At 71.3% G+C, this 24,136-nt stretch carries 22 protein-coding genes; 11 read left to right on the plus strand and 11 right to left on the minus strand.

Features of this window, described 5'->3' with window-relative positions; all coding sequences use genetic code 11:
* Positions 1 to 67: 67 nt before the first annotated feature.
* The 4 genes from SLINC_RS36155 (at position 68) to SLINC_RS36170 (ending at position 5,204) form a co-directional block, all read left to right on the plus strand.
* On the plus strand, positions 68 to 910 hold the full coding sequence (locus SLINC_RS36155; RefSeq protein WP_067442444.1) for a nitrilase-related carbon-nitrogen hydrolase: 843 nt from the start codon (positions 68 to 70) through the stop codon (positions 908 to 910).
* A gap of 190 nt (positions 911 to 1,100) precedes the next feature.
* A complete protein-coding gene (hydA, locus tag SLINC_RS36160) occupies positions 1,101 to 2,504 on the plus strand; it encodes a dihydropyrimidinase (protein WP_067442446.1) in 1,404 nt (467 codons plus the stop codon).
* An 11-nt stretch (positions 2,505 to 2,515) separates the two neighbouring features.
* A complete protein-coding gene (locus SLINC_RS36165; RefSeq protein WP_067442447.1) occupies positions 2,516 to 3,535 on the plus strand; it encodes a TIGR03842 family LLM class F420-dependent oxidoreductase in 1,020 nt (339 codons plus the stop codon).
* Positions 3,536 to 3,647: 112 nt separating this feature from the next.
* Positions 3,648 to 5,204 carry an NCS1 family nucleobase:cation symporter-1 gene (locus tag SLINC_RS36170; protein WP_067442449.1) on the plus strand — a complete coding sequence of 519 codons (1,557 nt, stop codon included), beginning with the start codon at positions 3,648 to 3,650 and terminating at the stop codon, positions 5,202 to 5,204.
* A gap of 22 nt (positions 5,205 to 5,226) precedes the next feature.
* Here the strand turns inward: SLINC_RS36170 and SLINC_RS36175 are convergent, their stop codons facing one another.
* On the minus strand, positions 5,227 to 5,892 hold the full coding sequence (locus tag SLINC_RS36175; RefSeq protein ID WP_067442451.1) for a hypothetical protein: 666 nt from the start codon (positions 5,890 to 5,892) through the stop codon (positions 5,227 to 5,229).
* 112 nt (positions 5,893 to 6,004) lie between these two features.
* Entirely contained in the window at positions 6,005 to 7,042 is a 1,038-nt protein-coding gene (locus tag SLINC_RS36180) for a carboxymuconolactone decarboxylase family protein (RefSeq protein ID WP_067442453.1), read from the minus strand.
* A gap of 166 nt (positions 7,043 to 7,208) precedes the next feature.
* Between SLINC_RS36180 and SLINC_RS36185 the strand changes: the two genes are divergently transcribed.
* From SLINC_RS36185 to SLINC_RS36215, 7 genes are all read left to right on the plus strand, one after another.
* Positions 7,209 to 8,318, plus strand: a complete 1,110-nt coding sequence (locus tag SLINC_RS36185) for a sensor histidine kinase (RefSeq protein WP_067442455.1) — start codon at positions 7,209 to 7,211, stop codon at positions 8,316 to 8,318.
* The gene (locus SLINC_RS36190) at positions 8,315 to 8,980 is read left to right on the plus strand and encodes a response regulator (protein ID WP_067442457.1); all 666 of its coding nucleotides are present in this window, start codon (positions 8,315 to 8,317) and stop codon (positions 8,978 to 8,980) included. Before SLINC_RS36185 ends, SLINC_RS36190 begins: the two co-directional genes overlap by 4 nt.
* 40 nt (positions 8,981 to 9,020) lie before the next feature.
* Entirely contained in the window at positions 9,021 to 9,839 is an 819-nt protein-coding gene (locus SLINC_RS36195) for a class I SAM-dependent methyltransferase (RefSeq protein WP_067442459.1), read from the plus strand.
* A 97-nt stretch (positions 9,840 to 9,936) separates the two neighbouring features.
* The gene (locus SLINC_RS36200) at positions 9,937 to 11,790 is read left to right on the plus strand and encodes a gamma-glutamyltransferase family protein (protein WP_067442461.1); all 1,854 of its coding nucleotides are present in this window, start codon (positions 9,937 to 9,939) and stop codon (positions 11,788 to 11,790) included.
* A gap of 106 nt (positions 11,791 to 11,896) precedes the next feature.
* A complete protein-coding gene (locus SLINC_RS36205) occupies positions 11,897 to 12,739 on the plus strand; it encodes an inositol monophosphatase family protein (RefSeq protein ID WP_067442463.1) in 843 nt (280 codons plus the stop codon).
* A gap of 127 nt (positions 12,740 to 12,866) precedes the next feature.
* A complete protein-coding gene (locus SLINC_RS36210) occupies positions 12,867 to 14,276 on the plus strand; it encodes a phytoene desaturase family protein (RefSeq protein ID WP_067442465.1) in 1,410 nt (469 codons plus the stop codon).
* The gene (locus tag SLINC_RS36215) at positions 14,273 to 14,806 is read left to right on the plus strand and encodes an O-acetyl-ADP-ribose deacetylase (RefSeq protein ID WP_067442467.1); all 534 of its coding nucleotides are present in this window, start codon (positions 14,273 to 14,275) and stop codon (positions 14,804 to 14,806) included. Before SLINC_RS36210 ends, SLINC_RS36215 begins: the two co-directional genes overlap by 4 nt.
* Here SLINC_RS36215 and SLINC_RS36220 read toward each other — a convergent pair.
* The 9 genes from SLINC_RS36220 to SLINC_RS36260 form a co-directional block, all read right to left on the minus strand.
* A complete protein-coding gene (locus SLINC_RS36220; protein WP_079164908.1) occupies positions 14,784 to 15,698 on the minus strand; it encodes a sulfotransferase in 915 nt (304 codons plus the stop codon). The genes SLINC_RS36215 and SLINC_RS36220 overlap by 23 nt on opposite strands.
* A gap of 3 nt (positions 15,699 to 15,701) precedes the next feature.
* Positions 15,702 to 16,655 carry a family 3 encapsulin nanocompartment shell protein gene (locus SLINC_RS36225; RefSeq protein ID WP_225988432.1) on the minus strand — a complete coding sequence of 318 codons (954 nt, stop codon included), beginning with the start codon at positions 16,653 to 16,655 and terminating at the stop codon, positions 15,702 to 15,704.
* Positions 16,656 to 16,666: 11 nt separating this feature from the next.
* Positions 16,667 to 17,815 carry a hypothetical protein gene (locus tag SLINC_RS36230; protein WP_067442469.1) on the minus strand — a complete coding sequence of 383 codons (1,149 nt, stop codon included), beginning with the start codon at positions 17,813 to 17,815 and terminating at the stop codon, positions 16,667 to 16,669.
* 32 nt (positions 17,816 to 17,847) lie between these two features.
* On the minus strand, positions 17,848 to 19,161 hold the full coding sequence (locus tag SLINC_RS36235) for a transaldolase family protein (RefSeq protein WP_067442471.1): 1,314 nt from the start codon (positions 19,159 to 19,161) through the stop codon (positions 17,848 to 17,850).
* Positions 19,161 to 19,922 (minus strand): HAD family hydrolase, encoded by a 762-nt coding sequence (locus tag SLINC_RS36240; RefSeq protein WP_067442474.1) that lies wholly within the window; start codon positions 19,920 to 19,922, stop codon positions 19,161 to 19,163. Before SLINC_RS36240 ends, SLINC_RS36235 begins: the two co-directional genes overlap by 1 nt.
* Before the next feature lie 61 nt (positions 19,923 to 19,983).
* Positions 19,984 to 21,228 carry a sulfate adenylyltransferase subunit 1 gene (locus SLINC_RS36245; RefSeq protein ID WP_067442476.1) on the minus strand — a complete coding sequence of 415 codons (1,245 nt, stop codon included), beginning with the start codon at positions 21,226 to 21,228 and terminating at the stop codon, positions 19,984 to 19,986.
* Between the two features lie 2 nt (positions 21,229 to 21,230).
* Positions 21,231 to 22,181, minus strand: a complete 951-nt coding sequence (gene cysD, locus SLINC_RS36250; RefSeq protein WP_067442478.1) for a sulfate adenylyltransferase subunit CysD — start codon at positions 22,179 to 22,181, stop codon at positions 21,231 to 21,233.
* Positions 22,178 to 22,699: an adenylyl-sulfate kinase gene (gene cysC / locus SLINC_RS36255; RefSeq protein WP_310736496.1), complete on the minus strand. Its 522-nt coding sequence runs from the start codon at positions 22,697 to 22,699 to the stop codon at positions 22,178 to 22,180. The genes cysD and cysC overlap by 4 nt, the downstream gene beginning before the upstream one ends.
* A 96-nt stretch (positions 22,700 to 22,795) precedes the next feature.
* A complete protein-coding gene (locus tag SLINC_RS36260; RefSeq protein ID WP_067442480.1) occupies positions 22,796 to 24,085 on the minus strand; it encodes an MFS transporter in 1,290 nt (429 codons plus the stop codon).
* Positions 24,086 to 24,136: the final 51 nt, after the last annotated feature.

Below are 24,136 nucleotides of genomic sequence, written 5' to 3' on the forward strand. Positions count from 1 at the left end.
CCGCGGCGCCCGGCACGCACTCTCGCCGCGACGCCCGCCCCAGCACACCGAGCGACCGGAGGTCCCGATGAGCACAGTGATCCGTGCCGCCCTCTTCCAGACCGCCTGGACCGGCGACAAGGAATCGATGATCCAGGTGCACGAGCAGGCCGCCCGCGACGCGGCCGCGCAGGGTGCCCAAGTCCTGTGCTTCCAGGAGCTGTTCTACGGACCGTACTTCTGCCAGGTCCAGGACAAGGCGTTCTACGAGTACGCCGAGCGGATCCCCGACGGCCCGATCGTCCAGCGCTTCCAGGCGCTGGCCCGGGAACTGGGCATCGTCCTGATCCTGCCCATGTACGAGGAGGAGCAGCCCGGCGTCCTCTACAACACGGCGGCCGTGATCGACGCCGACGGCACCTACCTCGGCAAGTACCGCAAGCACCACATCCCCCAGGTCCCGGGCTTCTGGGAGAAGTTCTACTTCCGCCCCGGCAACAGCGGCTGGCCGGTCTTCGACACCAAGGTCGGCAGGATCGGTGTCTACATCTGCTACGACCGCCACTTCCCGGAGGGCTGGCGGGCGCTGGGGCTCGCGGGCGCCGAGATCGTCTTCAACCCCTCGGCCACCTCGCGCGGCCTGTCCGGCTACCTCTGGCAGCTGGAACAGCCGGCGGCGGCCGTCGCCAACGAGTACTTCGTCGGCGCGATCAACCGGGTCGGGGTCGAGGAGTACGGCGACAACGACTTCTACGGCACGACGTACTTCGTCGACCCGGAGGCCCAGTTCGTCGGCGAGGTGGCCAGCGACAAGGAGACCGAACTGGTCGTCCGCGACCTCGACCTCAACAAGCTCCGCGAAGTACGCGACCGCTGGCAGTTCTACCGCGACCGCCGTCCCGACGCGTACACCCCGCTGACCGCCCCGTAAGCGTCCTGGACCGCCGTCGGTTCTCAGGGGGTCTTGTGGATCCGGCCGGGGGCGCGGGGTCTGGCACGCACTCCCCCAGAGGGGGCACCCCCAGCCGCGTTGCCGTCGGTTGCCGACTCCCCCAGACACCCCCTGCACAGGGGCCGGACCGGCGGCATCGATCGACTCGTACGACACCAGGAGAGGGAACATGAGTAGCCGTACCGTCATCCGCGGTGGCCTCGTCATCACCGCGTCCGACGAGATCCACGCCGACGTCCTGATCGAAGACGGCCGGGTCGTCGCGCTCGCGGCCTCCGGCACCCCGACCGCCGAGGCCTGGACGGCGGAGCGCGTCATCGACGCCACCGGGAAGTACGTGATCCCGGGCGGCGTCGACGCCCACACCCACATGGAGCTGCCGTTCGGCGGCACCTTCGCCTCCGACACCTTCGAGACCGGCACCCGGGCCGCGGCCTGGGGCGGCACCACGACGATCGTCGACTTCGCGGTGCAGAGCGTCGGCCGCACCCTGCGCGAGGGCCTCGACGCCTGGCACGCCAAGGCCGAGGGCAACTGCGCGATCGACTACGCCTTCCACATGATCGTCGCCGACGTGAACGACGACACGCTCAAGGAGATGGACCTGCTGGTCGAGGAGGGCGTCACCTCCTTCAAGCAGTTCATGGCCTACCCCGGCGTCTTCTACAGCGACGACGGCCAGATCCTGCGCGCCATGCAGCGCTCCGCCGAGAACGGCGCGCTGGCCATGATGCACGCGGAGAACGGCATCGCCATCGACGTCCTGGTCGAACAGGCCCTGGCCCGCGGCGAGACCGATCCGCGCTACCACGGCGAGGTCCGCAAGTCGCTCCTGGAGGCCGAGGCCACCCACCGTGCGATCAAGCTCGCGCAGGTCGCGGGCGCCCCCCTGTACGTCGTGCACGTCTCGGCCATGGAGGCAGTGGCCGAGCTGGCGCGGGCCCGCGACGAGGGGCTGAACGTCTTCGGGGAGACCTGCCCGCAGTATCTGTTCCTGTCGACGGACAACATGGCCGAGCCCGACTTCGAGGGCTCCAAGTACGTGTGCAGTACGCCCCTGCGCCCGAAGGAGCACCAGGCCAAACTGTGGCGGGGCCTGAGGACCAACGACCTCCAGGTCGTCTCCACCGACCACTGCCCCTTCTGCTTCGTGGGCCAGAAGGACCTCGGCCGCGGCGACTTCTCCAAGATCCCCAACGGCCTGCCGGGCGTGGAGAACCGTATGGACCTGCTCCACCAGGCCGTCGTCGACGGGCACCTCACCCGCCGCCGCTGGATCGAGATCGCCTGCGCCGCCCCGGCCCGGATGTTCGGCATGTACCCGAAGAAGGGGACCATCGCCCCGGGCGCGGACGCCGACATCGTCATCTACGACCCGAACGCCGAGCAGGTGCTGTCCGTCGAGACCCACCACATGAACGTCGACTACTCGGCGTACGAGGGCAAACGCGTCACCGGCCGTGTCGAGACCGTCCTCTCGCGCGGCGAACTCGTCATCACCGAGCGGGAGTACACCGGACACGCCGGTCAAGGCGCGTACGTGTCCCGCTCCACCTGTCAGTACCTCATCTAGGAGTGGCGCCCATGGACTTCGGACTCGTGCTCCAGACCGACCCGCCGGCCTCCAAGGTCGTCAGCCTGATGAAGCGGGCCGAGCGCAACGGTTTCACCTACGGCTGGACCTTCGACTCCGCCGTGCTCTGGCAGGAACCGTTCGTGATCTACAGCCAGATCCTGGCCAACACCGCGAAGCTGAAGGTCGGCCCGATGGTCACCAACCCGGGTACCCGTACCTGGGAGGTCACCGCCTCCACCTTCGCCACCCTCAACGACATGTTCGGCAACCGCACGGTGTGCGGCATCGGCCGCGGCGACTCCGCGATGCGCGTCGCGGGCCGCACACCGAACACCCTCGCCCGCATCAGCGAGGCCATGAAGGTCATCCGCGCCCTCGGCTCGGGGCAGGAGGCCGACCTCGGCGGCACGGTCGTGAAGTTCCCCTGGACCAAGGAGGACGCCGAACTCCCCGTCTGGATGGCCGCGTACGGCCCCAAGGCGCTGAAGATGACCGGCGAGGAGGCCGACGGGTTCATCCTCCAGCTCGCCGACCTGTACCTCACCGAGTACATGGTGAAGGCGGTCAAGGACGCGGCCGTCGCCGCCGGGCGCGATCCGTCGGAGGTGACGATCTGCGTGGCGGCCCCCGCCTATGTCACCGAGGACGACTCGCCCGAGGCGCTCGCCCACGCGCGCGAGCAGTGCCGCTGGTTCGGCGGCATGGTCGGCAACCACGTGGCCGACCTGGTGTCGAAGTACGGCGAGCACTCGGCTCAGGTCCCCGACGAACTCACCGACTACATCAAGGCCCGTGAGGGGTACGACTACTCCCACCACGGGCGCAGCGGCAACCCCGACACCCAGTTCGTGCCCGACGAGATCGTGGACCGGTTCTGCCTCATCGGGCCGGTCGAGAGGCACATCGAGAAGCTGAACGCGTTGCGCGAACTGGGCGTGGACCAGTTCGCCGTGTACGACATGCACGACGCTCAGGAAGCCGTGATCGACGCCTACGGCTCGAAGGTCATCCCCGCCCTCAACGCCTGACCACCCCCGCGACCCCCCACACCTTGTCGCCTCCCTCCCCGCCGTTCCGGGGAGGGAGGAACCGAGGCCCCGCACGGCCTGTCCCGTCCCGTCCTGATCGATTGGCCTGCTCATGACCGAAACAGTCCCCACGGGGTCGCCGATACCGCAGTCCGCCGACGCCGCCGGCCGGATCGACCTCAGCCCCGAGGCCTTCCCCGCCGACAGCCCCTTCGCCAACGAGGACCTGCGTCCCGTACCGGTCTCCGAGCGCAAGTGGACGACGTACAACTTCGCGGCCCTGTGGATCTCCATGGCCCACTGCATCCCCAGCTGGACCCTGGCCTCCGGCCTGGTCGCGCTCGGGATGGACTGGAAGCAGGCCGTGTTCACCATCGCCCTGGCCAACATCATCGTGCTGCTGCCGATGCTGGCCACCGGGCACGCGGGACCCAAGTACGGCATTCCCTTCCCGGTCCTGGCCCGGGCCTCCTTCGGGCTGCGCGGCGCCAACATCCCGGCGCTGATCCGGGCGGCCGTGGCCTGCGGCTGGTTCGGCATCCAGACCTGGATCGGCGGCAGCGGCATCTTCGCGCTGGGCTCCAAGCTCACCGGCGGCCACTGGGAGAACGCCGGGAAGATCGCCGGCAACCCGTGGCCGCTGTGGCTGTGCTTCCTGCTCTTCTGGGCCGTGCAGATCGCGATCATCTACCGCGGCATGGACTTCCTGAGGCACTTCGAGAACTGGGCCGCGCCCTTCGTGATCGTCGGCGCCCTGGTCCTGCTGATCTGGATCGCCGTCAAGGCCGACGGCTTCGGCGCGCTCCTCGACCAGCCCTCGAAGCTCGGCTGGGGACCCGACTTCTGGCCGGTCTTCTTCCCGTCCCTCATGGGAATGATCGGCTTCTGGGCCACTTTGTCCCTCAACATCCCCGACTTCACACGCTTCGGCGCCAGCCAGAAGGCGCAGACCTGGGGGCAGTCCCTCGGTCTCCCCACGACCATGACGCTCTTCGCGGTCCTCGCCGTGCTGGTCACCTCCGGCTCCGAGGTCGTCTACGGCACGGCGATCTGGGACCCGGTCGAGCTGGCGGCCAAGACGGACAACGCCTTCGGGCTGCTCTTCGCGCTCGTCGTCGTGCTCGTCGCCACCGTCTCCGTGAACATCGCGGCGAATGTGGTCTCCCCGGCATACGACCTGGCCAACCTGGCCCCGAAGCTCATCAACTTCCGTACGGGCGCGCTGATCACGGGTGTCCTCGGCATCCTGATCTTCCCGTGGGAACTGATCTCCACGCCCGAGTTCTACATCTTCACCTGGCTCGGCGTGGTCGGCGGTCTGCTCGGCACGGTCGCGGGCATCCTCATCGCCGACTACTGGATCATCCGCCGCACGGTCCTGCACGTCGCGGACCTGTACACGCCCGGCGGGCGCTACTGGTACGCCAACGGCTGGAACTGGCGGGCCATCGCCGCCTTCGTGGTCGGCGGTCTCCTCGCGGTCGGTGGGTCCTACTCGGGCGTGGGCGCCGACGGCACGAAGACCGGGCCGTTCCCGGCCGACGGACTCATTCCGTTCCTCAAGCCGCTGGCCGACTACGGCTGGGCGGTGGGCCTGGCCACCTCCCTGCTGCTGTACGTCGCGCTGATGCTGCCGAAGGGCAGGGACCAGGAGGGCATCGCGGCCTGAGAAGCCGTGCGGTGGGGGACGGTCAGCTCTTCGGGCCGTCCTCCAGCGCCGCCACCGCCTCCTTGGCGGCCTTGATGGCGCCCTTGTTGATCTCGTCCGTGCTGGGCGCCTTCTTCGACTCGAAGTCGCTGCCGTTGTACGTGATCGTCACCAGCGCGTTGGACGCCAGGGTCACCACCACGCCCTCACGGGTCTGTTGCTTGTCCTCGGTGGTGAGGTTCACGACCGAGTACGCCGAGTCGCCGAGACCGGGGACGGCACCGCCGCCGCTCTTCTCGGTGACGGTCTCCTTGTAGGACTTCTGTGCCGCCTCGTCCGACTCCATGATCTCGTAGGAGACGTCGAGCCAGCGGTAGTCGTAGCCCTTGAGCGCGTTCCAGGAGCAGGTGCGGCGCAGCTTCGAGTCCGTCGACGGGATCTCCTTGCCGGCCGTCTTGGCGCCCGGCACCAGCGACTTGACCGACTTCTCGGCGACGGCGTCGCAGGGTGCGGGTGCGGCCGCGTACGTCTTCGAGGCGGCCGACGTCGCCGGGGCGGAGGCGGACTGCGTCCCGGTGCGTTGCTCGTCCTTGGGGCCGGCGGCCGAGGTGTCGGCCGGTCCGGAGGTCAGCGCCCATCCCGACACGGCGAGCACGACGACCGGGGACAGACGCGCGGTGAGGGCGAGCGGCAAGGAGAGAGGACGCACGGCGCACTTTTCGTGGGGGACGGTGCGGAGATGGTCCGCACTGCGGACGGGACGCCAGTGTCACACGACTCCCTGTGGGGCGAAAGTGTCAACTCGCTCCGTACCTGGCCCGTCACTGTGCCCACTGATTGATGCGCCGTGTGTCCGTGTATGTCCGCGTGAGGGGGCGGGGGAGGGCGGACTCGATACGGTCCACGGCGAGGAACGCCCCGTACGCCACCAGGTGCACCAGACAGTGGTCGGTGTGCTCCGGCCGCCGCCAGGCCGCCACGTCCTCGGCCGTGATCCGGTACGGCGCGAGCGCCGCCAGCAGCGCGAGGCGGGCGCCGGGACGCTCCCGGCGGTCCGGGAACCCGTCGAGGGTGAGCGGCGGATGGGCGCCGTCCCAGCTCTGGAGGGTGTCCTCCACGAGGTCCGGCTCGTCGCCGTCGAGCAGGCCGGCGCCCGCCATGGCCGCCCTGAGCAGCGCCGCGTACGCCGGGCCCACGGCCGTGCCGCACGCCCACGCGGGGGCCTCGCCGGCGTCGGGGAGGTCCAGCAGCGCGAGCGCCTCACCGGGCCGGGCGGGACGCCGTACGGCCCGGGCGAGGGTGCGGCCCGTCAGGCTGCGTACCGTCCTGAACCGCTGGGCGCCCGCCGGCAGCAGCTGCTCGGTGAGCAGGGCCGACACGATCCGGTTGATGAAGTGGAAGGCGAGCGCGGTCCCCAGATAGCCGGGCGCGTGCTCACGCGGGAACGGATACGGCTCCAGGTCGGCGCCCGGCACGCGCGTGTGCTCTCCCCAGTCGAGCACACGCGCGTGCTCCTCGTTCTCCGGGCGCTCCCCGCGGGCGATGCGCTCGGCGAGGGCGTGGTCGCCGGTGGCGTGCAGCAGCACGGTGTGCGCGTCCACGCAGAACGGGCACTGGTTGGCACGCGACACCCCGAGCGCCGCGAGCTCCTTGCCGGTACGGCCGCCCGGGCCCGCGATCAGCGACTCGCGCATCAACGCCCAGGTCGGGGCGAGGAGTTCGGGGGCCGAGGACAGGACGACGAAGGTGGCCGGTTCGGCGATGCCGAAGTCGCGGGCGATCTGCTCGTACACCTCGGCGACGCGACCGGTGGCCGACTTGGGCGGCAGGGGTTCGGTGAAGCGGAAGGATGTGGACATGCACAGCAGCGTGCGCTTCCGGGCCGGGTGGGGTCGTCGTACCGCCGAAGGCAGTTGAGGCTGCGCCGGCGGGCCGGGACCGGTCGCGCACTACTGCGTGGGGAGTAGCGCGGGAGTTGTCCACAGGGCTGACGCGGGGGTCGGTGCGGGGAGCTACCGTGCGTGCATGAGCGGACACGTCGTCGACCAGGTCGCACGCGGGCGGTTCGCCGACGCGGCCCTCGCGGTCGTGGTCGGCGCCCTCGTCGTGACCACGGCCGCGTTCGACGGCGACACGACCGCCGTCGACCACGCGCTGATCGTGCTGGGCGCGGCCGCCCTGGCCTTCTACCGCGCGGCCCCTCGGGCGGTGCTGGCCGTGGCCACGGCGACCGGCGCCGCGTACGTCCTGCACGCGCACCCGGGACCGGTCGCCGCGCTGCCCGTCCTCGCCGCCATGCACACCGCCTCCCGCGTGGGACACCGGGGATGGGCGGCCGGGGCGGGCGGGGTGTACCTGGCGGCGTTCGTGGCGACGGACCCGACGAACGGGGAGGTGGCCGAGAGGGCGGCCCTGCTCGCGGGCTGGTTCCTGTGCGCGGTGGTGACGGGGCTGGCCGACCGCAACTGGCAGGCCTACCTGCGCCAGACCGAACAACGCGCCCTGGAGGCCGAACGCACCCGCGAGGAGGCCGCCCTGCGCCGCGCCGGGGAGGAACGTCTGCGCATAGCCCGGGAGTTGCACGACTCGCTCACCCACAGCATCTCCATCGTCAAACTCCAGGCGGGCGTCGCGGTGCACCTGGCCCGCAAGCGCGGCGAGGAGGTGCCGCCCGCGCTGCTCGCCATCCAGGAGGCCGGCGGCGAGGCGATGCGCGAACTGCGCGCCACGCTGGAGATCCTGCGTACCGACGAACCGACCGGCACCCCCGCGCTGCTCGTGGAGCGGGCGCGGGCGGCGGGCCTCACGGTCGACCTGATGGTGACTGGCGAGGAAAAGTCCCTGCCCGCCACCCTCGACCGGGCCGTGTACCGGATCGTCCAGGAGGCGCTGACGAACGCGGCACGGCACGCGGGCGGGGCGAAGGTGCGGGTCGAACTCGCCTACGGCGACGACGTGACGATACGGGTGGACGACGACGGCACCGCCGACCCGGACCGCCCGCCGGAGCCCGGCATCGGCCTCACCGGCATGCGCGAACGCGTCACGGCCCTCGGCGGCACCCTGCACACGGGCCCCCGCCCCGAGGGCGGCTTCTCGGTACGGGCCGAACTGCCGCGGGGGGAGGCCGGATGATCACCGTGGCACTCGTGGACGACCAGGCGCTGATGCGCGCCGGGTTCCGGGCCCTGCTCGACGCCGAGGACGGCATCGAGGTCGTCGGGGAGGCGCCGGACGGGGAACGGGGCGTGGAGCTGGTGCGCGCCCGGGTGCCCGACATCGCGCTGATCGACGTCCAGATGCCGGTCATGACGGGCATCGAGGCGACCCGCCGGATCGCCGCGGACCCCGCCCTGGCCGCCGTCCGGGTCGTGATCCTCACCAACTACGGCCTCGACGAGTACGTCTTCGAGGCACTGCGGGCCGGCGCGAGCGGCTTCCTGCTGAAGGACACCGAGCCGGCCGACCTCCTCCAGGCCATCGAGGTCGTCGCCCGCGGCGAGGCGCTGCTGTCCCCGTCGGTCACCCGCACCCTGATCGGCGAGTTCGTCTCCCGCCCCCCGGACCGGACCACCGCCCCCGGCCTGGAATGCCTCACCCGCCGCGAACGCGAGGTGACCGCGCTGGCGGCACGGGGGCTGACCAACGAGGAGATCGCCGCGCACATGGTCATCAGCCCGTTCACGGCCAAGACACACATCAGCCGCGCGATGACGAAACTCGGCGCCCGCGACCGGGCCCAACTGGTGGTGTTCGCCTATGAGTCGGGGTTGGTGACGGCACGGGGCGGTGGATAAACCGTTGCCCGCCGCGGCCGGCGATCAGCAGTCTGGAGTGATGACAGAGACGACACCACAGGTGCATGAGGAGATCCTCGCCTACTACTCCCGGGGCGAGGAGGACGCCCGCCTCAGAGAGGGCGGCGCCTCCGCCGGGCGACTGGAGTTCTGGCGTACGCAGGACGTACTGCGGCGCTTACTGCCGCCGACGCCCGCCCGGGTGCTGGACGTCGGCGGCGGCAGCGGCATCCACGCCGCGTGGCTCGCGGAGGACGGATACGAGGTCGACCTCGTCGATCCCGTACCGCTCCACGTCGAACAGGCGTCCCGTCTGCCGGGAGTGACCGCGCGCCTCGGGGACGCGCGCGACCTGGCCGCCGCCGACGCCGCGTACGACGTGGTCCTGCTGCTCGGACCGCTGTACCACCTGCACGAACGGGCCGACAGGGTACGGGCGTTGGCCGAGGCGCGCCGGGTGGCCGGGCCGGGCGGACCGGTGGTCGCGGCCACCATCAACCGGTTCGCGCAACTGCACGACCTGCTGCGTAAGGAGCGGTACTTCGAAGCGGTCCATCGCGAGCGGACCGACGCCACCCTGAGGGACGGCCGGCACCGCTTCTACGAGGGCGGCCTGTTCACCCGCGCGTACTTCGCCCGGCCGGACGAGGTCGTCACCGAGTTCGGCGAGGCCGGCCTCGCCGTCGACGGCCAGTACGGTGTCGAGGGCGCCGCCTGGCTGATGGGCGGTGTCGAGGACTGGCTGGACGACCCGGAGCGCCGGGAAGCCGTGCTGGCGGCGAGCCGGCACGTCGAGTCCGAGCCGTCGCTGCTGGGCGTGAGCGGGCATCTGCTCACGGTGGGCGGGCGTCGGCGGTAGCCGCGTACCGCTGCCTGCGGCGCCGCGTACGGGCGCGAACCGCTGGGTACGGCTGCGTACGATCATCCGATCGTCGCCGTGCTGTGAGGAGCCTGCCGTGTTCACCACCCGACCCACTCTCCAGGGCACCTTCGGCATGGTGTCCTCCACGCACTGGCTGGCCTCGCAGTCGGCGATGGCGGTGCTGGAGGACGGGGGCAACGCCTATGACGCGGCGGTGGCGGGTGCCTTCGTGCTGCACGTCGTCGAGCCGCACCTCAACGGGCCGGCGGGCGAGGTGCCCATCCTGCTCGCTCCGGCGGGTGGTGAGGTGCGGGTGCTGTGCGGGCAGGGTGTGGCGCCCGCCGGGGCGACCGTCGCGCACTACAAGGGGCTGGGGCTGGACCTCGTCCCCGGCACCGGACCCCTCGCCGCCGCCGTCCCCGGTGCCTTCGACGCCTGGATGCTGCTCCTGAGGGACCACGGCACCAAGCCGCTCGCCGACGTCCTGAAGTACGCCGTCGGGTACGCCGAGCACGGGCACGCGCCCGTGGAGAACGTCGGCGTGACCGTCGAGACGGTACGGGAGCTGTTCGAGACGGAGTGGACCACGTCGGCGGACGTGTACCTGCCCGGAGGGAAGGCGCCCCGCCCCGGCGAGCTGCTGCGCAATCCCACCCTCGCCGCCACCTGGAAGCGGCTGCTCGCCGAGGTCGCCGGGGCGGGCGACCGGGAGGCGCAGATCGAGGCCGCCCGGGAGGTGTGGCGCACCGGCTTCATCGCCGAGGCGCTGGTGCGGCAGGCCCGGCGGCCCACCATGGACACCAGCGGCGAGCGCCACACCGGCACGCTCACGGCCGCCGACCTGGCCGGCTGGTCCGCCACCTACGAGGCGCCGGCGACGTACGACTGGAACGGCTGGACCGTGTGCAAGGCCGGCCCCTGGAGCCAGGGCCCGGTCCTCCTCCAGCAGCTGGCCCTGCTCCCGCCCGAACTGCCCGAGTACGGGTCGGCCGACTACGTCCACCTGCTGGTCGAGGGCTGCAAGCTGGCCATGGCCGACCGCGAGGCCTGGTACGGCGACGCGGCCGAGGTGCCGCTCGACGAGCTGCTGTCCGCGGAGTACAACGCGGGGCGGCGCGAGCTCGTCGGGGACAAGGCCTCCCACGAGCTGCGGCCCGGCAGCCCCGGCGGCCGCACCGCGCGGCTGAGCGCCCACGCGGACCTGGTGGCGACGGGCGAGCCCGGGTTCGACCCCCTGGGCGCCGGGGAGCCGACGGCCGCGATGGGGGCGGGGGAGCCGACGGTCGCCAAGCTGCCGGCCTCACCCGTGCCCGGTGAGCCGGACGTCGCCGCCGACGGCTCCACCCGGGGCGACACCTGCCACCTCGACGTCGTCGACCGCTGGGGCAACATGGTCGCCGCCACCCCCAGCGGCGGCTGGCTCCAGTCCAACCCCGTCGTGCCCGAGCTGGGCTTTCCGCTCGGCACCCGGCTCCAGATGACCTGGCTGGAGGAGGGCCTGCCGAACTCGCTCACCCCGGGGCGCCGCCCCCGCACCACCCTCACACCCTCGATCGCGCTGCGCGACGGGATCCCGGTCATGGCGTTCGGTACGCCCGGCGGGGACCAGCAGGACCAGTGGCAGCTGCACTTCTTCCTCGCCGTCGCGCTGCGCGCCCGGGTCCGCGGCGGTCTCGACCTCCAGGGCGCCATCGACGCCCCGAACTGGCACAACGACAGCTTCCCCGGCTCCTTCTACCCGCGCGGCATGCGGCCGGGCAGCGTCACCGTCGAGGCCCGCATGGACCCGGGCATCGCGGCGGAGCTGCGCCGGCGCGGGCACGAGGTGACCGTGGGCCCGCCCTGGTCGGAAGGGCGGCTGTGCGCGGTCGCACGGGACCCGCGGACCGGGATCCTGTCGGCGGCGGCGAATCCCCGGGGCATGCAGGGGTACGCGGTAGGACGCTGACGCGGCCGCCCCGGCCGACGGTCCCCGAATCCACGATTCACGGCGATTCCATCGGCTGTGCACCGGACGGGTGGGGATTGTCAGTGACGCGTGCTCTCATGGAGTCATGATCGAGAACAAGGAAACCATCGACGAGTTTCTCGCCCGGCACGCCACGGACGTGGAGGAAGCCGTGCGCAAGGCGGCCGCGGCGGAGATCATGCCGCGCTTCCGCCGGCTCGCCGCGCACGAGGTCGAGCAGAAGACCGCGCCGCACGACCTGGTGACCGACGCCGACCGCAAGGCCGAGCTGTACCTGACCGAGGTGCTCGCCGCCCTGCTGCCCGGCTCGGTCGTGGTCGGCGAGGAGGCGGTGCACGCCAACCCGGTGTCCTACGAGGCGATACAGGGGGACGCCCCGGTCTGGATAGTCGACCCCGTGGACGGCACCCGGCAGTTCGTGCACGGCGACCCCGGCTTCTGCACCCTGGTCGCGCTCGCCCAGGGCGGCGTCCTGCGGGCCTCGTGGACCTACGCCGCCGTACCCGACCGGATGGCCACGGCGGTGCGCGGCCAGGGCGCGTTCCTCGACGGCGAGCGGCTGCGCTCCGGCTCCCCGGAACCGGGGCGTGACCTGCGCGTGGCCACCTCCCACCCGGACTACACGACCGACGACGAGAAGCGCGCCCTGCTCGGCCTGCGCACCGAGGGTGTCGCACCGCGCCCGTGCGGCTCGGCGGGCCTGGAGTATCTCGCCGTCGCCCGCGGCGAGTCGGACGCGACCGCCTTCTCCTGGGAGGCGGCCTGGGACCACGCGGCGGGCATCCTCCTGGTCGAGGAGGCGGGCGGCACCCACCTGACCCGGGCGGGCGAGCCCTTCCGCATCACCGGCCACAACGCCCTGCCGTTCACCGCCGCCCGGGACGAGGCGACGGCCCGCCGGGTGACGGAGCTGCTGCGGGCACAGTAGGCCGCGGCGGGCCCTGGTGAGGGCCCCGCCCCGGAAAGAGACGGCTCCCGGGGCGGGGCTGTCGGTACTCCGTCATATCCTGATCTCAACTGGCCACCGGCTGACGAAGGGGTCCGAGGTGCCGTCGATGCTCGATGTGGTCGTGGTGGGAGCGGGGCCGAACGGGCTGACGGCTGCCGTGGAGCTGGCCCGCCGCGGCTTCTCCGTGGCCGTCTTCGAGGCCCGCGACACCGTCGGCGGGGGAGCCCGCACCGAGGAGCTCACCCTCCCCGGCTTCCGGCACGACCCCTGCTCCGCCGCCCACCCGCTGGGCATCAACTCGCCCGCCTTCCGCGCGCTGCCCCTGGAGCGCTACGGCCTCCAGTGGCTGCACGCGGACCTGCCCATGGCGCACCCCTTCCCCGACGGCACCGCCGCCGTCCTGGCCCGCTCGGTCGGCGAGACGGCCGCCTCCTTCGGGCCGCGCGACGCGGGCACGTACCGCAGGCTGGTGGCGCCCTTCCTGCCCAAGTGGGACACCCTGGTCAGGGACTTCATGTCCCTGCCGCTGACCGCGCTGCCCCGCGACCCGGTCACCCTCGCCCGCTTCGGCCTTGTCGGGCTGCCCCCGTCGACCTGGCTGATGCGCCGCTTCCGCGACGAGCGGGCCAGGACCCTGTTCGCCGGGCTCGTCGCGCATGTCATGGCCCCGCTCGGCGGCTTCGCCACCGGCGCCATCGGCCTCGTCTTCGCGCTCGCCGCGCACGCCCGCGGCTGGCCCGTGGCCCGCGGCGGCTCGCAGTCCATCTCGGACGCGCTCGCCGACTACCTCAAGGACCTCGGCGGCACGATCCACACCGACTACGAGGTCAAGCGCCTCGACGACCTGCCGCCCGCCCGCGCCTACGTCTTCGACACCTCGCCCACCGCCCTGGCCCGCATCGCCGGCTTCGGCAGCCACTACGCGGGCTACCGGTACGGCCCCGGCGTCTTCAAGGTCGACTACGCCCTGGACGGCCCCGTGCCCTGGACCGCCCCGGAGGCCCACCGCACGACCACCGTGCAGATCGGAGCGAGCACCGCCGAGATCGGCACCGCCCTGCGGGCCGTGTCCCGCGAGGGCCGGGCACCCGACAAGCCGTTCATGATCACGGTCCAGCCCGGTGTCGTCGATCCCGGCCGGGCTCCGGAGGGCAAGCAGGTCTTCTGGGCGTACGGCCATGTCCCCAACGGCTGGACCGGAGACCTCACCGACGCCATCGAACGCCAACTGGAGCGTTTCGCCCCGGGCTTCCGCGACCGCGTCCTCGCCCGCGCGACCGCCGGCCCGCCCGAACTCGCCACCCGCAACGCCAACTACGTCGGCGGCGACATCGGCTCCGGCGCGGTCGCCGGCCTCCAGATCCTGCTGCGGCCCAAGCTCTCGCTGTTCCCCTACGGCACTCCGCACCCGGCCGTCTTCATCTGCTCCTCGGCCACCCCGCCCGGCCCCGGCGTGCACGGCATGTCGGGCCACAACGCGGCGAAGGCGGTCTGGAGGAGGCTCCGTCAGACATGACCGCCCTCACCCTCACCCAGGGCGACATCACCCGCGTCAGCGCCGACGCGATCGTCAACGCGGCCAACTCCTCGCTGCTGGGCGGCGGCGGGGTCGACGGGGCCATCCACCGGCGGGGCGGTCCGGCGATCCTCGCGGACTGCCGCAGACTCCGGGCCGGTCACTACGGCAAGGGCCTCCCCACCGGCCAGGCCGTCGCGACGACCGCGGGTGAGCTGGACGCCCGCTGGGTGATCCACACGGTCGGTCCGCGGTACAGCCAACAGGAGGATCGCTCCGAGCTGTTGGCGTCCTGCTATCGCGCGTCCCTGCGTGTCGCCGACGAGCTGGGCGCCCGTACGGTCGCGTTCCCCGCCGTGTCCGCCGGGATCTACGGCTGGCCGATGGACGATGCGGCGAGGATCGCGGTGGAGACGGTACGGAGCACGCGGACCGCCGTCGAAGAGGTCAGGTTCGTCCTCTTCGACGAGCGGTCCCACGAGGCGTTCGCCGCGCGGCTTCGCACGACTAGCCGTGATAGCCGTACCTGAGCATCAGGGGCGCCACCCCGGCGAAGGCCGCCAGCTTCCCGGGCCGCGACATGCTGTCGCGCCAGGGCTCGTGGCGCTTGATCTCCACGCGGCCCTGTTGCAGGCGGTCGGGGTTGCCGGTGATGGTGTGGTTGGTGCCGAGCAGGACGGAGGAGTCCTCGTCGAACCCGATCGCCGAGATATCCTCGTGTCCCGTGAACCGGGCGATCTTCCCGGTGACCGCGCGTGGCCGCCGGACGAAGTCCTCGTAGCGGATCCGCAGATACCGTCCGCCGCCCAGTGACCGGCCCACGGCCTCCGACGCCAGGTTGAATCCCGCCCAGTAGGACAGGGTCCTCGCCGCACTCATCCGCTCCAGGTACTGCTTCGGCGACAGGTACGACGACACGGTGGCCCGCGGGTCGCGCACGATGTGCAGCAGCCGGACGTCGAGGTCCTGACGCCGGGCGAGCACCGCCGCGTCCGCCGCGTTCTTCGAACTGTCGATGATCAGCCCCGGGCCGTTCGCGGCCGTGATGCCGTGATGGACCGCGGCGATCGCGTCACTGAGTTCACCCACCTCGGCCGGGGCGTCCCTGCGTCCGCGCGACTCCGCCAGGCGCGCGGCGGTGTGACGCGTCCGCAGGTGACGTTCCTGAAGTCCCCACAGCCGTCGGGCCTTTCGGTCGTCCACCTCGCCGAGATGACCGGACCACACCTCGCACTTCAGCAGGTCCAGTCCGCAGCCGCACAAGGAGTTCGTACCGTCCCGCAGGAGTGCGTTCTTCCACAGGAAGTACCGCTCACCGATGTGCACCGCGCCCGGCAGTTCGTTGAGGACGTTGCCGACGAAGGTGCTGCCACAGCGCATCATGCCCGTGATGTACAGGATCTGCGGCTTGCCGGCGGGCACCGCTCAGTCCTCCTCGTGGTGGTGGAGGACGAAGTGCTGGGGAACGTGCACCGCGAGTCCCATCCTGGTGCGCGCGGTGATGATCCGCCGGTCCGCCGCCTGCGGGTCCTTGCTGAGCGTGAGCGTGGAGACGTTGGGATTGAGCAGGGTCGCGCCCGCGCGGAAGTCGCCGAGCAGCGCGCTGCCCCGGGGCATCATGCGGGTGCGCGACACGGTGACGCCCGCACTCTTGAACCTCTCCAGGAACCCGTTCTCCGCGGCGAGCCAGTACAGCTCCGGGTGGATGACGATGCCGTCGCAGGAGCCGCCGGTCTCCTCGACCTCGCACGCGGCGAGGGACAGTGCCCGGAAGACGTCCCCACGGCCGGACTGGGTGCGCAGGCCCTTCATGTTGAGCAGGCCCTCGACGGCGCCGTCCTTGCTGCCGTACAGCAGGATCTCGTTCTCCTGGGTCCACATGCGGACGAACATGCGGTAGTCGATGAAGCTGGCCAGTAATCCGGGCTTGCGGACGAACTCCACGGGCACGTTCAGCGCCATCTCCACGTCGGTGAAGCCGGCCGTCCGCAGGGCCGAGCCGAAGGTGGACTCCGGCGTCGCCTTGTACGCGATGCCGCTCGGTGCCACATCCACCCGGGTGAACTCCTCCAGGTAGTCGCCGTGTCCCTCGCGGACCCGGCCCACCTTGAGCAGGTGCCGGACCATGTAGCGGGGCCGGGTCTTCAACAGGGGGAAGGACGCGGGGAGGTAGGCGTGGAACGGGACGACGACCTCGTCCTCGTCGGTCCTCGACGCGACGCAGCGCGCGAAGTCCTCGCCGGGGGTGAGGTTCTCGTTGTACGAGTCCTCGTAGGGGATCTCTATCTCACTGCCGAGCTGCTGGGTGGTCATCTCGTCTCCGATGGGGGTGAGGTGGAACAGGTCAGGGGTGCGGTCGTTCGGGGACGGGCCGCGCATCGGTAGCCGGCTCAGCCGGTGACGCGCGCCGCGTACGCGCGGTACTTGGCGTCGAGCTCCTCGGCCCAGTCCGCGGACTCCGCCAGCGGCATGGTCCGGCACTCGTAGCCGAGGAGCCTCTTCATGATCGACATCTCGCGTTCGGCGAAGGTCACCGTCCCGTCGTCGTCGATACGGTCGATGCCGTCCGCCCGCTGGCACTCCTCGTTGATCGCGACGGCGGTGTCCACCGGCATCCCGTCCGGCAGATCCAGGGCCGGGCCGTCCCGGCCGACCCGCACCGGGTAGCCGCCGGGCAGCCCGTTCGGGGCGGGGGCGTGGGCCCGCACACCGCTGTCGGTCGCCATCGCGTGCAGGATGCGCATCGCCGAGGAGGCGGTGAGCAATTGGCCGGCGTCTCCGCCGAGCCTGCGCAGCCGGCCGCTGAGGTGCGCGAAGACCTCCCCGTGCGGAATGTCGTCGAGAGGCTTGCCGTGCGCGGTCGCCGACATGTGGTAGCGCCCGTTGCCCTCGTTGCCGAACCGGGGGACGTAGTGGCTGAAGTAGTGCTGGGCGACCAGGCGCAGTTCCACCGACGACGGATCGACGCCCGCCTCAATGGCGTAGCCGAAGGTCAGCGCCGGGATGATGTTGGCGACGTTGCCGATGCCCGCCGTGGGGGCCAGCCCGACCTTGTCCAGGATCGGGCCGACCGCGTCCGGGAAGGCCGCGTTGAGCACCTTCGGTGAGGTGCCGGATTCGCGGACCGCCGCCGCGAGGCGGTGGTTCAGCGTCAGGTGCATGGGCAGCCAGGGGCCGAACTGGGCCTCGTCCAGCGCCTCGAAGTGCTCCTTGGGCAGCTTCGTGATGATCCGCCACGACTGCAGGGACGCCGCCATGAAGACGATGTCCGGCCGCACCCGCGCCAGAGTCCCGGCGGTCGCGGCGATGTCGTCGAGGTCGATCCGTTCGACGCTCACCTCCGGGATCAGACCGAGGTTCGTCGCGGTGAACCGCGCGAGGTTCACCGTCCTGGTCATCTTCTCCACGTCCCGGCCGGTCAGCACGACCCGGTTGGTGTCCGGTGTGTGCAGCAGCATGCTGAGCAGCCGCGCGGCCAGGTCGCCGCAGCCCACCACCATGATGAGCGGCTTCTCGCGGTCCGGATGGTCCAGGGACATCTGTCCGTCCTTCCTTCCTGTCGGTGGGCTGGTCAGGAGCGGCGTCCGCCCGCGTACCCGGCGTTCCGCACGGACACGGGCAGTTCGTCGATGTGGTGCTCTATGAAGTCGATCAGCCGGCGCGTGTTCTGGTTCACCTCGGATCGGGTGGTGACGAAGGCGCCGTGATCGGCGAACTGCTCGGGCCGCATACCGTCCGGTTCGACGGCCCGCCGGAAGTACGGCAGCCGGTTGAGCCGGGCCAGGACGTCCGGGGGCACCGGCTGGTCGATCGCGTCCGGGGCGAAGCCGACCAGGTCCTCCTCGCGTCGCATGGTCGCCTCGACGAAGGCCGGCTTGCAGGTGTAGGCGATGTCCGCCCCGGCCGTCTGCTCCAGATGCATGCTCACCACGTCCGTGCCGACGCGCGGGTCCTCGACCTCCAGGCTGGACAGCAGCATCTTCACCGGGTGGTGACGGGTCCCGAGGATCTGCTGGATCCGCTTCAGCACCGCGACCTCCGCCCAGCGCACGTCCAGCGGACCGAGCTCGACACCGACCTCCTCGGCGTCCTTGAGCAGGTCGCCGTTCGAGCCGTAGCGGCCGATCATGTGTGTGATCACCGCACGCCAGCGGTCGGTGCCGATGCCGGCCCGCTGCGCCGCCGCGAGTCCGTCCTCCACCGCGCGAACGCAGGCCAGGAACTGCGGCACCGTGTAGGTGAGCGTGTTGTTGATCGAGACGGCCCTGGCGACCAGTTCCCTGATCACCTCGTACCCCGCGGGCGTGCCCGGCACCTTGACCATTACGTTGGGGCTCTGCTGGGCCAGGGTGAGCGCCTCGTCGAGCATCTTGTCCGGGTCGAACATGCTGCGCGGGTCGAGCTGGGCCGACACCCAGCCGTACCGGCCGTCGGTCTGCTGCCACATCGGCACCATGGCGATCGCCGACTGCGCGACGACCTCGCGGTAGATCAGGCGGAACACCGACTCCGGGTCGAACGTCTTCTGCTGTGTGGCCTGCCGCCGGACCTCGCGGGACCACTTCTGGGGCGCGTTGAGGACGCTCTTGGCGATGAGTGACGGATTCGTCGTCACCCCGCGCACTAAGGACCCCTCGGGGTCGTTCGGTGTCATGAACCGCTCGAACTGGGCGGCCCATCGCCTGCGAACCGCCGGACCGGGAGCACGGCTGAGCACCTCGTCCCGCCAGGCCGGAAAGTCCAGGGGCGGGGAGTCCCACCAGATCTCGGCGGAGCGGTTGGTCCGCTGGAGCCTTTCCAGAACGCTCAGGCCGGTGGAGCCGTCGAGGTCCCGGGCCGGCCCTGCGGCGGGCGCACGGTCGGGGGGTCGGTGCAGTACGGACATCAGGGCATCCCTTCCAGGGGTGCTAATGGGGGACTGGTGTGGTCGGGGAGCGTCGAGCGCCATCTGCGCAGCAATGCCGGCAGCTCTCGCATGGAGGTGAACGAAGTGACGGGATTCCGGGGTTCTTCGGCCCTGCCGGGGGTCCCGGCCGCCTCGTCGACGGCCACTGCGTCGACGGTCGCCTCGTCGACGGCCGGGGCTCCGTCCGGCGCGTAGGCGAAGACCGTCATCCCCGCGCGTATCCCCGCCCGTACGCCCGGTGCGCTGTCCTCCACGACCGCGCACCGTTCCGGTGCGACGCCGTGCCGCGCGGCGGCGTGCAGGAACAGACCGGGGTCCGGCTTCCAGACCTTCACTTCGTAGGCGCTGTAGAGGCGGTCCTCCGGGAAGAAGCGCAGCAGCCCGGTGTGGCCGAGGACGTGCCGGATCTTCTGCATCGGTGCGCTGGAGGCGCAGCAGAAGGGGGGATCCATCGCGGTGAGCACGTCCTCGATCCCGTCTATGGCGACGAGGTCCCGGTCGAACGCGTCCGTGCAGCGTTTCCGGAATTCCGGGACGAAGCCCTCGGGGAGTTCCCGGCCGACCATCTCGCTCAGTTCGGCCGTCCATTCGGCCACCTTGCGGCCCTGGATGAACGCGAGCGCGGAGTCACCGGTGAAGGACGCGCCGTATTCCCGTGCCATGGTCCGCATGACCTGGGCGGACAGGGTCTCGCTGTCCACCAGGACGCCGTCGCAGTCGAAGATCACCAAGTGGGACATGCTCATCACCCCATGCGTGAGATGGCGAAACGTGGCTGGCGAAGTGGGAGGTGGCGACGGGTCAGCACACCATCCCGGCCGTGACGGTCGTGCCGTCGTCGGGGGCGATGAGCAGGAAGGAACCGGTGCGCCGTGAGTCGGCGTAGAGGTCGACGGGCAGCGGTTCGGACAGCCGCAGCACCACCCGGCCGATGTCGTTGGCCGCCAGGTGTCCGGGAGCCGGGTGCTGGGAGAGGTCGTCCAGCGCGAGGCGGGACGGGATCTCCTCGACGACGGCCCTGACGGTCCGGGTCGTGTGCTTGAGCAGCACCCGGGAGCCGGGTTCGAGCGGGGTGTCGTGCAGATGGCAGACGGTCGCGGTCAGATTCCGCGTCGGCGTCACCGAGGCGTCCTCGGGCACGATCATGTCACCGCGGGAGACGTCCGGATCGTCGGTCAGCCGGACGGTGACCGACTGGGGAGCCCGGACCAGGTCGACGGACCGGCCGAGTACGTCGAGGCCGGCGATGGTGCTGCGGCGCCCACTCGGCAGGACCGTCACGGGCTGGCCCACCCGCAGCACACCGGAGGCCACCTGGCCCGCGCAGCCGCGGCCGGAGGGCTCCTCGGGGGCCGCGGGGATGACGTACTGGACCGGGAACCGGGCCACCTCGCGCCTCGGGTCGTGGTCGACGTCCACGCTCTCCAGGTGCCCGAGCACCGTCGGGCCGCCGTACCAGGGCATGTTCGGCGAGGCGGTCACCACGTTGTCGCCGTGCAGCGCGGAGATGGGAACGGCGGTGATCTCGGGGACCCCGAGAGAGGCGGCGTAGGCACCGAACTCCTCGGCGACGCGGCCGAAGACCGTCTCGTCGTGGTCGACCAGGTCCATCTTGTTGACGGCCAGCACCACGTGCGGGACCCGCAGCAGCGCGGCCACCGCGGCGTGCCGGCGCGTCTGCTCGACCACGCCGGCCCGCGCGTCCACCAGGACGACGGCCAGCTCGGCGGTCGAGGCGCCGGTGACCATGTTGCGGGTGTACTGCACATGCCCCGGTGTGTCGGCCAGGATGAACCGGCGGCGCGGGGTGGCGAAATAACGGTGGGCGACGTCGATGGTGATGCCCTGCTCCCGCTCGGCGCGCAGGCCGTCGGTGAGCAGCGCGAGGTCCGGAGTGTCCTTGCCGCGGGTGCGGGAGGCGTGTTCGACGGCTTCCAGCTGGTCGGCGAGGACCGACTTGGAGTCGTGCATCAGTCGTCCGACCAGGGTGGACTTGCCGTCGTCGACGGAGCCCGCGGTGGCGAACCGAAGTGTGTCGACGGTCATGGCTAGAAGTACCCCTCGCGCTTGCGGTCCTCCATGGCGGCCTCGGACATCTTGTCGTCGGCCCGGGTGGCGCCGCGCTCGGTCAGCCGGGCCACGGCGATCTCCTCGATGACCCGCTCGACGGTGTCGGCGTCCGAGTCGACCGCTCCGGTGCAGGACATGTCGCCCACGGTGCGGTAGCGCACCCGGCGGGTCGCGGTCCGTTCGCCCTCCTTGGGGCCGCCCCACTCACCGGGGGCGAGCCACATGCCGTCGCGGAAGAAGAGGAATCGTTCATGCGCGTAGTAGATCGCCGGCAGTTCGATCCTCTCGCGCGCGATGTACTGCCACACGTCGAGCTCGGTCCAGTTCGACAGCGGGAAGACCCGCGTGTGTTCGCCGGGGGAGCACCGGCCGTTGTACAGCTGCCACAGCTCCGGCCGCTGCCGGCGCGGATCCCAGCCGCCGAACTCGTCGCGCAGCGAGAACACCCGCTCCTTGGCGCGCGCCTTCTCCTCGTCCCGGCGTCCGCCGCCGAACACCGCGTCGTGGCGGCCCTCGCCGATGGCGTGCAGCAGCGGCACGGTCTGGAGGGGGTTGCGGGTCCCGTCCGGGCGCTCACGCAGCTCACCGGAGTCGATGAAGTCCTGCACGTGGGCCACCCGCAGCCGCAGTCCGTGTTCCTCCACGGTGCGGTCCCGGTACTCCAGCACCTCGGGGAAGTTGTGTCCGGTGTCCACATGGAGCAGCCCGAAGGGCAGCGGCGCGGGCGCGAACGCCTTGAGCGCCAGGTGCAGCATCACGGCGGAGTCCTTGCCGCCCGAGAAGAGGATCACCGGGCGCTCCAGCTCCCCGGCCACCTCCCGGAAGATGTGCACCGCCTCCGCCTCCAGGATGTCCAGGTGCGTCAGCGTGTGGAGGCCGGCGCCGTCCGCCGTCCGGTCCTCGGCCGTCCGTGTCGTCGTGGTGGTCATCGGGCGAGCCCCCTCTCGACGAGCAGCTCCGTTAGCGCGGCGGTGCACTCCTGGATGTCCTGACGGTGTGTCTCCAGCACCAGATCGGGGCTCGCCGGTTCCTCGTAGGGGTCGTCGACACCGGTCAGGCCGGATAACTCACCGGCCGCCTGCCGCGCGTACAGGCCCTTCACGTCGCGGTCGGCACACACCCGGGAGGGGGTGGCGACGTACACCTCCAGATAGGGCGTCCCACTGCGCTCGTGGCGCTCGCGCACCGCCTCGCGGCTGTCCGCGTAGGGGGCGATCACCGGCACCAGGACCAGAACGTCGTTTCGGGCGAGGATCTCCGCCACCAGTCCGGTGCGCCGCACGTTGCTGTCCCGGTCCTGCCGGGAGAAACCCAGCCCCTCCGAGAGCGAGCCGCGGATCTCGTCCCCGTCCAGCGTCTCCACCCTGCGATGCTCCTCCCGCAGCCGGTCCGCGACCGACATCGCGATCGTCGTCTTGCCCGAACTCGGCAGCCCCGTGAGCCACACCGTTCCACCGGGCCGGCACCTGCATATCGGACTCGTGCTCAAGTCGGTCACCTCACTGCTGTGATCGGTTCGCGGAAAGACGGCCATCCGGTGCCACTACCCCCGCACCGCGGAGCCGGATGCGGTCGTTTTGCGCCGTTTCGCCGGGTCCGGCCCGTGCGCGGCCCGGTAGGTGGTCCAGGCGAGGGTGAGCACCGCCGGCACGGCGGTCAGCAACAGCAGCTCCGAGGCCGGCACCACGTGCTCGATCACGGCCAGCAGATACGGCGCCCCGAAGCCGAGATAGGCGAACGCCTGGAAGATCGCGGTCAGCCGGCCCAGGTTCTCGGCGCTCGCCATGCGCTGCACCTCCATCAGGCCGCACACCAGGCAGCAGCCGTAGCCGGCGCCTAGCACCAGCGCGGCGATGCCGACGAGCCACCAGTGCACGGTCGTCGCGGCCAGCGCGCCGAGCAGCAGTCCGGCCACCACGATGCTGAGCGAGGTGGCGATCAGACGGGGCTTGTCCGGGTGGTTGACCCGACGCGCCAGGGGCTGTACGGCGATGCCCGCGACCATGGTCAGCATGGTCACGACCGCGCTGAACATCAGCGCGTTGTCGCCGAGCCGGTCCAGCACCAGACCGGGAAGGTAGGCCAGGGCGATCGAGGACGCGCCGAACACCCAGGGCGCCAGCGGCGCGATGACGCTCCAGAACCGGCGGCTGCTCGCCTCGGGCAGCCGCAGCGGGGACCAGAGCCTGGCCTCCTCGTTCGGCCGGTGCACCTCGGGGGTCCGCAGCACGAAGGGAACGGCCGCGAGGGTGAGTGCCACATGCGGCAGGTAGGAGCTGACCACCGGGTTCGGTGCCAGCTGCGCCAGCAGTCCCGCGATCAGCGGACCCACGGCGAAGCCGGTGGTCATCCCGATCGTCGCGCGGCGGGCGCCGGTGTGCTCGTCCTGACCGGAACCGCTGACGGTGAGTTCCTTGATCCACGCGGTGCCCGAGCTGAAGGCCGCCCCACTGGCGGCGCCGGCGACCAGCCGTCCGACGAACAGCCAGCTCAGCCCCGATCCGGCCAGCATCAGCAGTCCGCTGGCGAGCGCCGAGATGATCAGCGCCGGTACGAGCACCCGACGGCGGCCGTACCGGTCGGAGAAGGGGCCGCCGAGGAGCAGCCCGGGGATCAGTCCGACCGCGTAGAGGGCGTAGGTCGCCTCCACCGTGGTCGTCGCGACGCCCAGTTCCGAGCGGTACATCAACAGCAGCGGGGCGAACTGGTTCGCGCCCCAGCCGACGGCCGCGACACCCAGGGCGATCGCCAGCCAGGCACGGCCGGCGGCCCCGGAGAGCCGTGTGTCCTCGCCGCGGGTCCCCCGGTACGTGTGTGCTGTCGGATTGCTCATGTCTACGACCCTGACGCGGGCCGGCGGTCTCCTCAACCGGCCGAAAGGACA

The sequence above is a fragment of the Streptomyces lincolnensis genome (assembly GCF_001685355.1).
Lineage (GTDB): Bacteria > Actinomycetota > Actinomycetes > Streptomycetales > Streptomycetaceae > Streptomyces > Streptomyces lincolnensis.

Bases quoted from the DNA above. Each gene is read 5' to 3' on its own strand.
- SLINC_RS36215 (WP_067442467.1), top strand. From the start codon at position 14,273: ATGACCGCCCTCACCCTCACCCAGGGCGACATCACCCGCGTCAGCGCC.
- SLINC_RS36210 (WP_067442465.1), top strand. From the start codon at position 12,867: ATGCTCGATGTGGTCGTGGTGGGAGCGGGGCCGAACGGGCTGACGGCT.
- SLINC_RS36225 (WP_225988432.1), bottom strand. From the start codon at position 16,655: ATGCGCGGCCCGTCCCCGAACGACCGCACCCCTGACCTGTTCCACCTC.
- SLINC_RS36185 (WP_067442455.1), top strand. From the start codon at position 7,209: ATGAGCGGACACGTCGTCGACCAGGTCGCACGCGGGCGGTTCGCCGAC.
- cysD (WP_067442478.1), bottom strand. From the start codon at position 22,181: ATGACCACCACGACGACACGGACGGCCGAGGACCGGACGGCGGACGGC.
- SLINC_RS36230 (WP_067442469.1), bottom strand. From the start codon at position 17,815: ATGTCCCTGGACCATCCGGACCGCGAGAAGCCGCTCATCATGGTGGTG.
- SLINC_RS36155 (WP_067442444.1), top strand. From the start codon at position 68: ATGAGCACAGTGATCCGTGCCGCCCTCTTCCAGACCGCCTGGACCGGC.
- SLINC_RS36235 (WP_067442471.1), bottom strand. From the start codon at position 19,161: ATGTCCGTACTGCACCGACCCCCCGACCGTGCGCCCGCCGCAGGGCCG.
- SLINC_RS36240 (WP_067442474.1), bottom strand. From the start codon at position 19,922: ATGTCCCACTTGGTGATCTTCGACTGCGACGGCGTCCTGGTGGACAGC.
- SLINC_RS36205 (WP_067442463.1), top strand. From the start codon at position 11,897: ATGATCGAGAACAAGGAAACCATCGACGAGTTTCTCGCCCGGCACGCC.
- SLINC_RS36190 (WP_067442457.1), top strand. From the start codon at position 8,315: ATGATCACCGTGGCACTCGTGGACGACCAGGCGCTGATGCGCGCCGGG.
- SLINC_RS36195 (WP_067442459.1), top strand. From the start codon at position 9,021: ATGACAGAGACGACACCACAGGTGCATGAGGAGATCCTCGCCTACTAC.
- SLINC_RS36165 (WP_067442447.1), top strand. From the start codon at position 2,516: ATGGACTTCGGACTCGTGCTCCAGACCGACCCGCCGGCCTCCAAGGTC.
- hydA (WP_067442446.1), top strand. From the start codon at position 1,101: ATGAGTAGCCGTACCGTCATCCGCGGTGGCCTCGTCATCACCGCGTCC.
- SLINC_RS36260 (WP_067442480.1), bottom strand. From the start codon at position 24,085: ATGAGCAATCCGACAGCACACACGTACCGGGGGACCCGCGGCGAGGAC.
- SLINC_RS36180 (WP_067442453.1), bottom strand. From the start codon at position 7,042: ATGTCCACATCCTTCCGCTTCACCGAACCCCTGCCGCCCAAGTCGGCC.
- SLINC_RS36170 (WP_067442449.1), top strand. From the start codon at position 3,648: ATGACCGAAACAGTCCCCACGGGGTCGCCGATACCGCAGTCCGCCGAC.
- SLINC_RS36245 (WP_067442476.1), bottom strand. From the start codon at position 21,228: ATGACCGTCGACACACTTCGGTTCGCCACCGCGGGCTCCGTCGACGAC.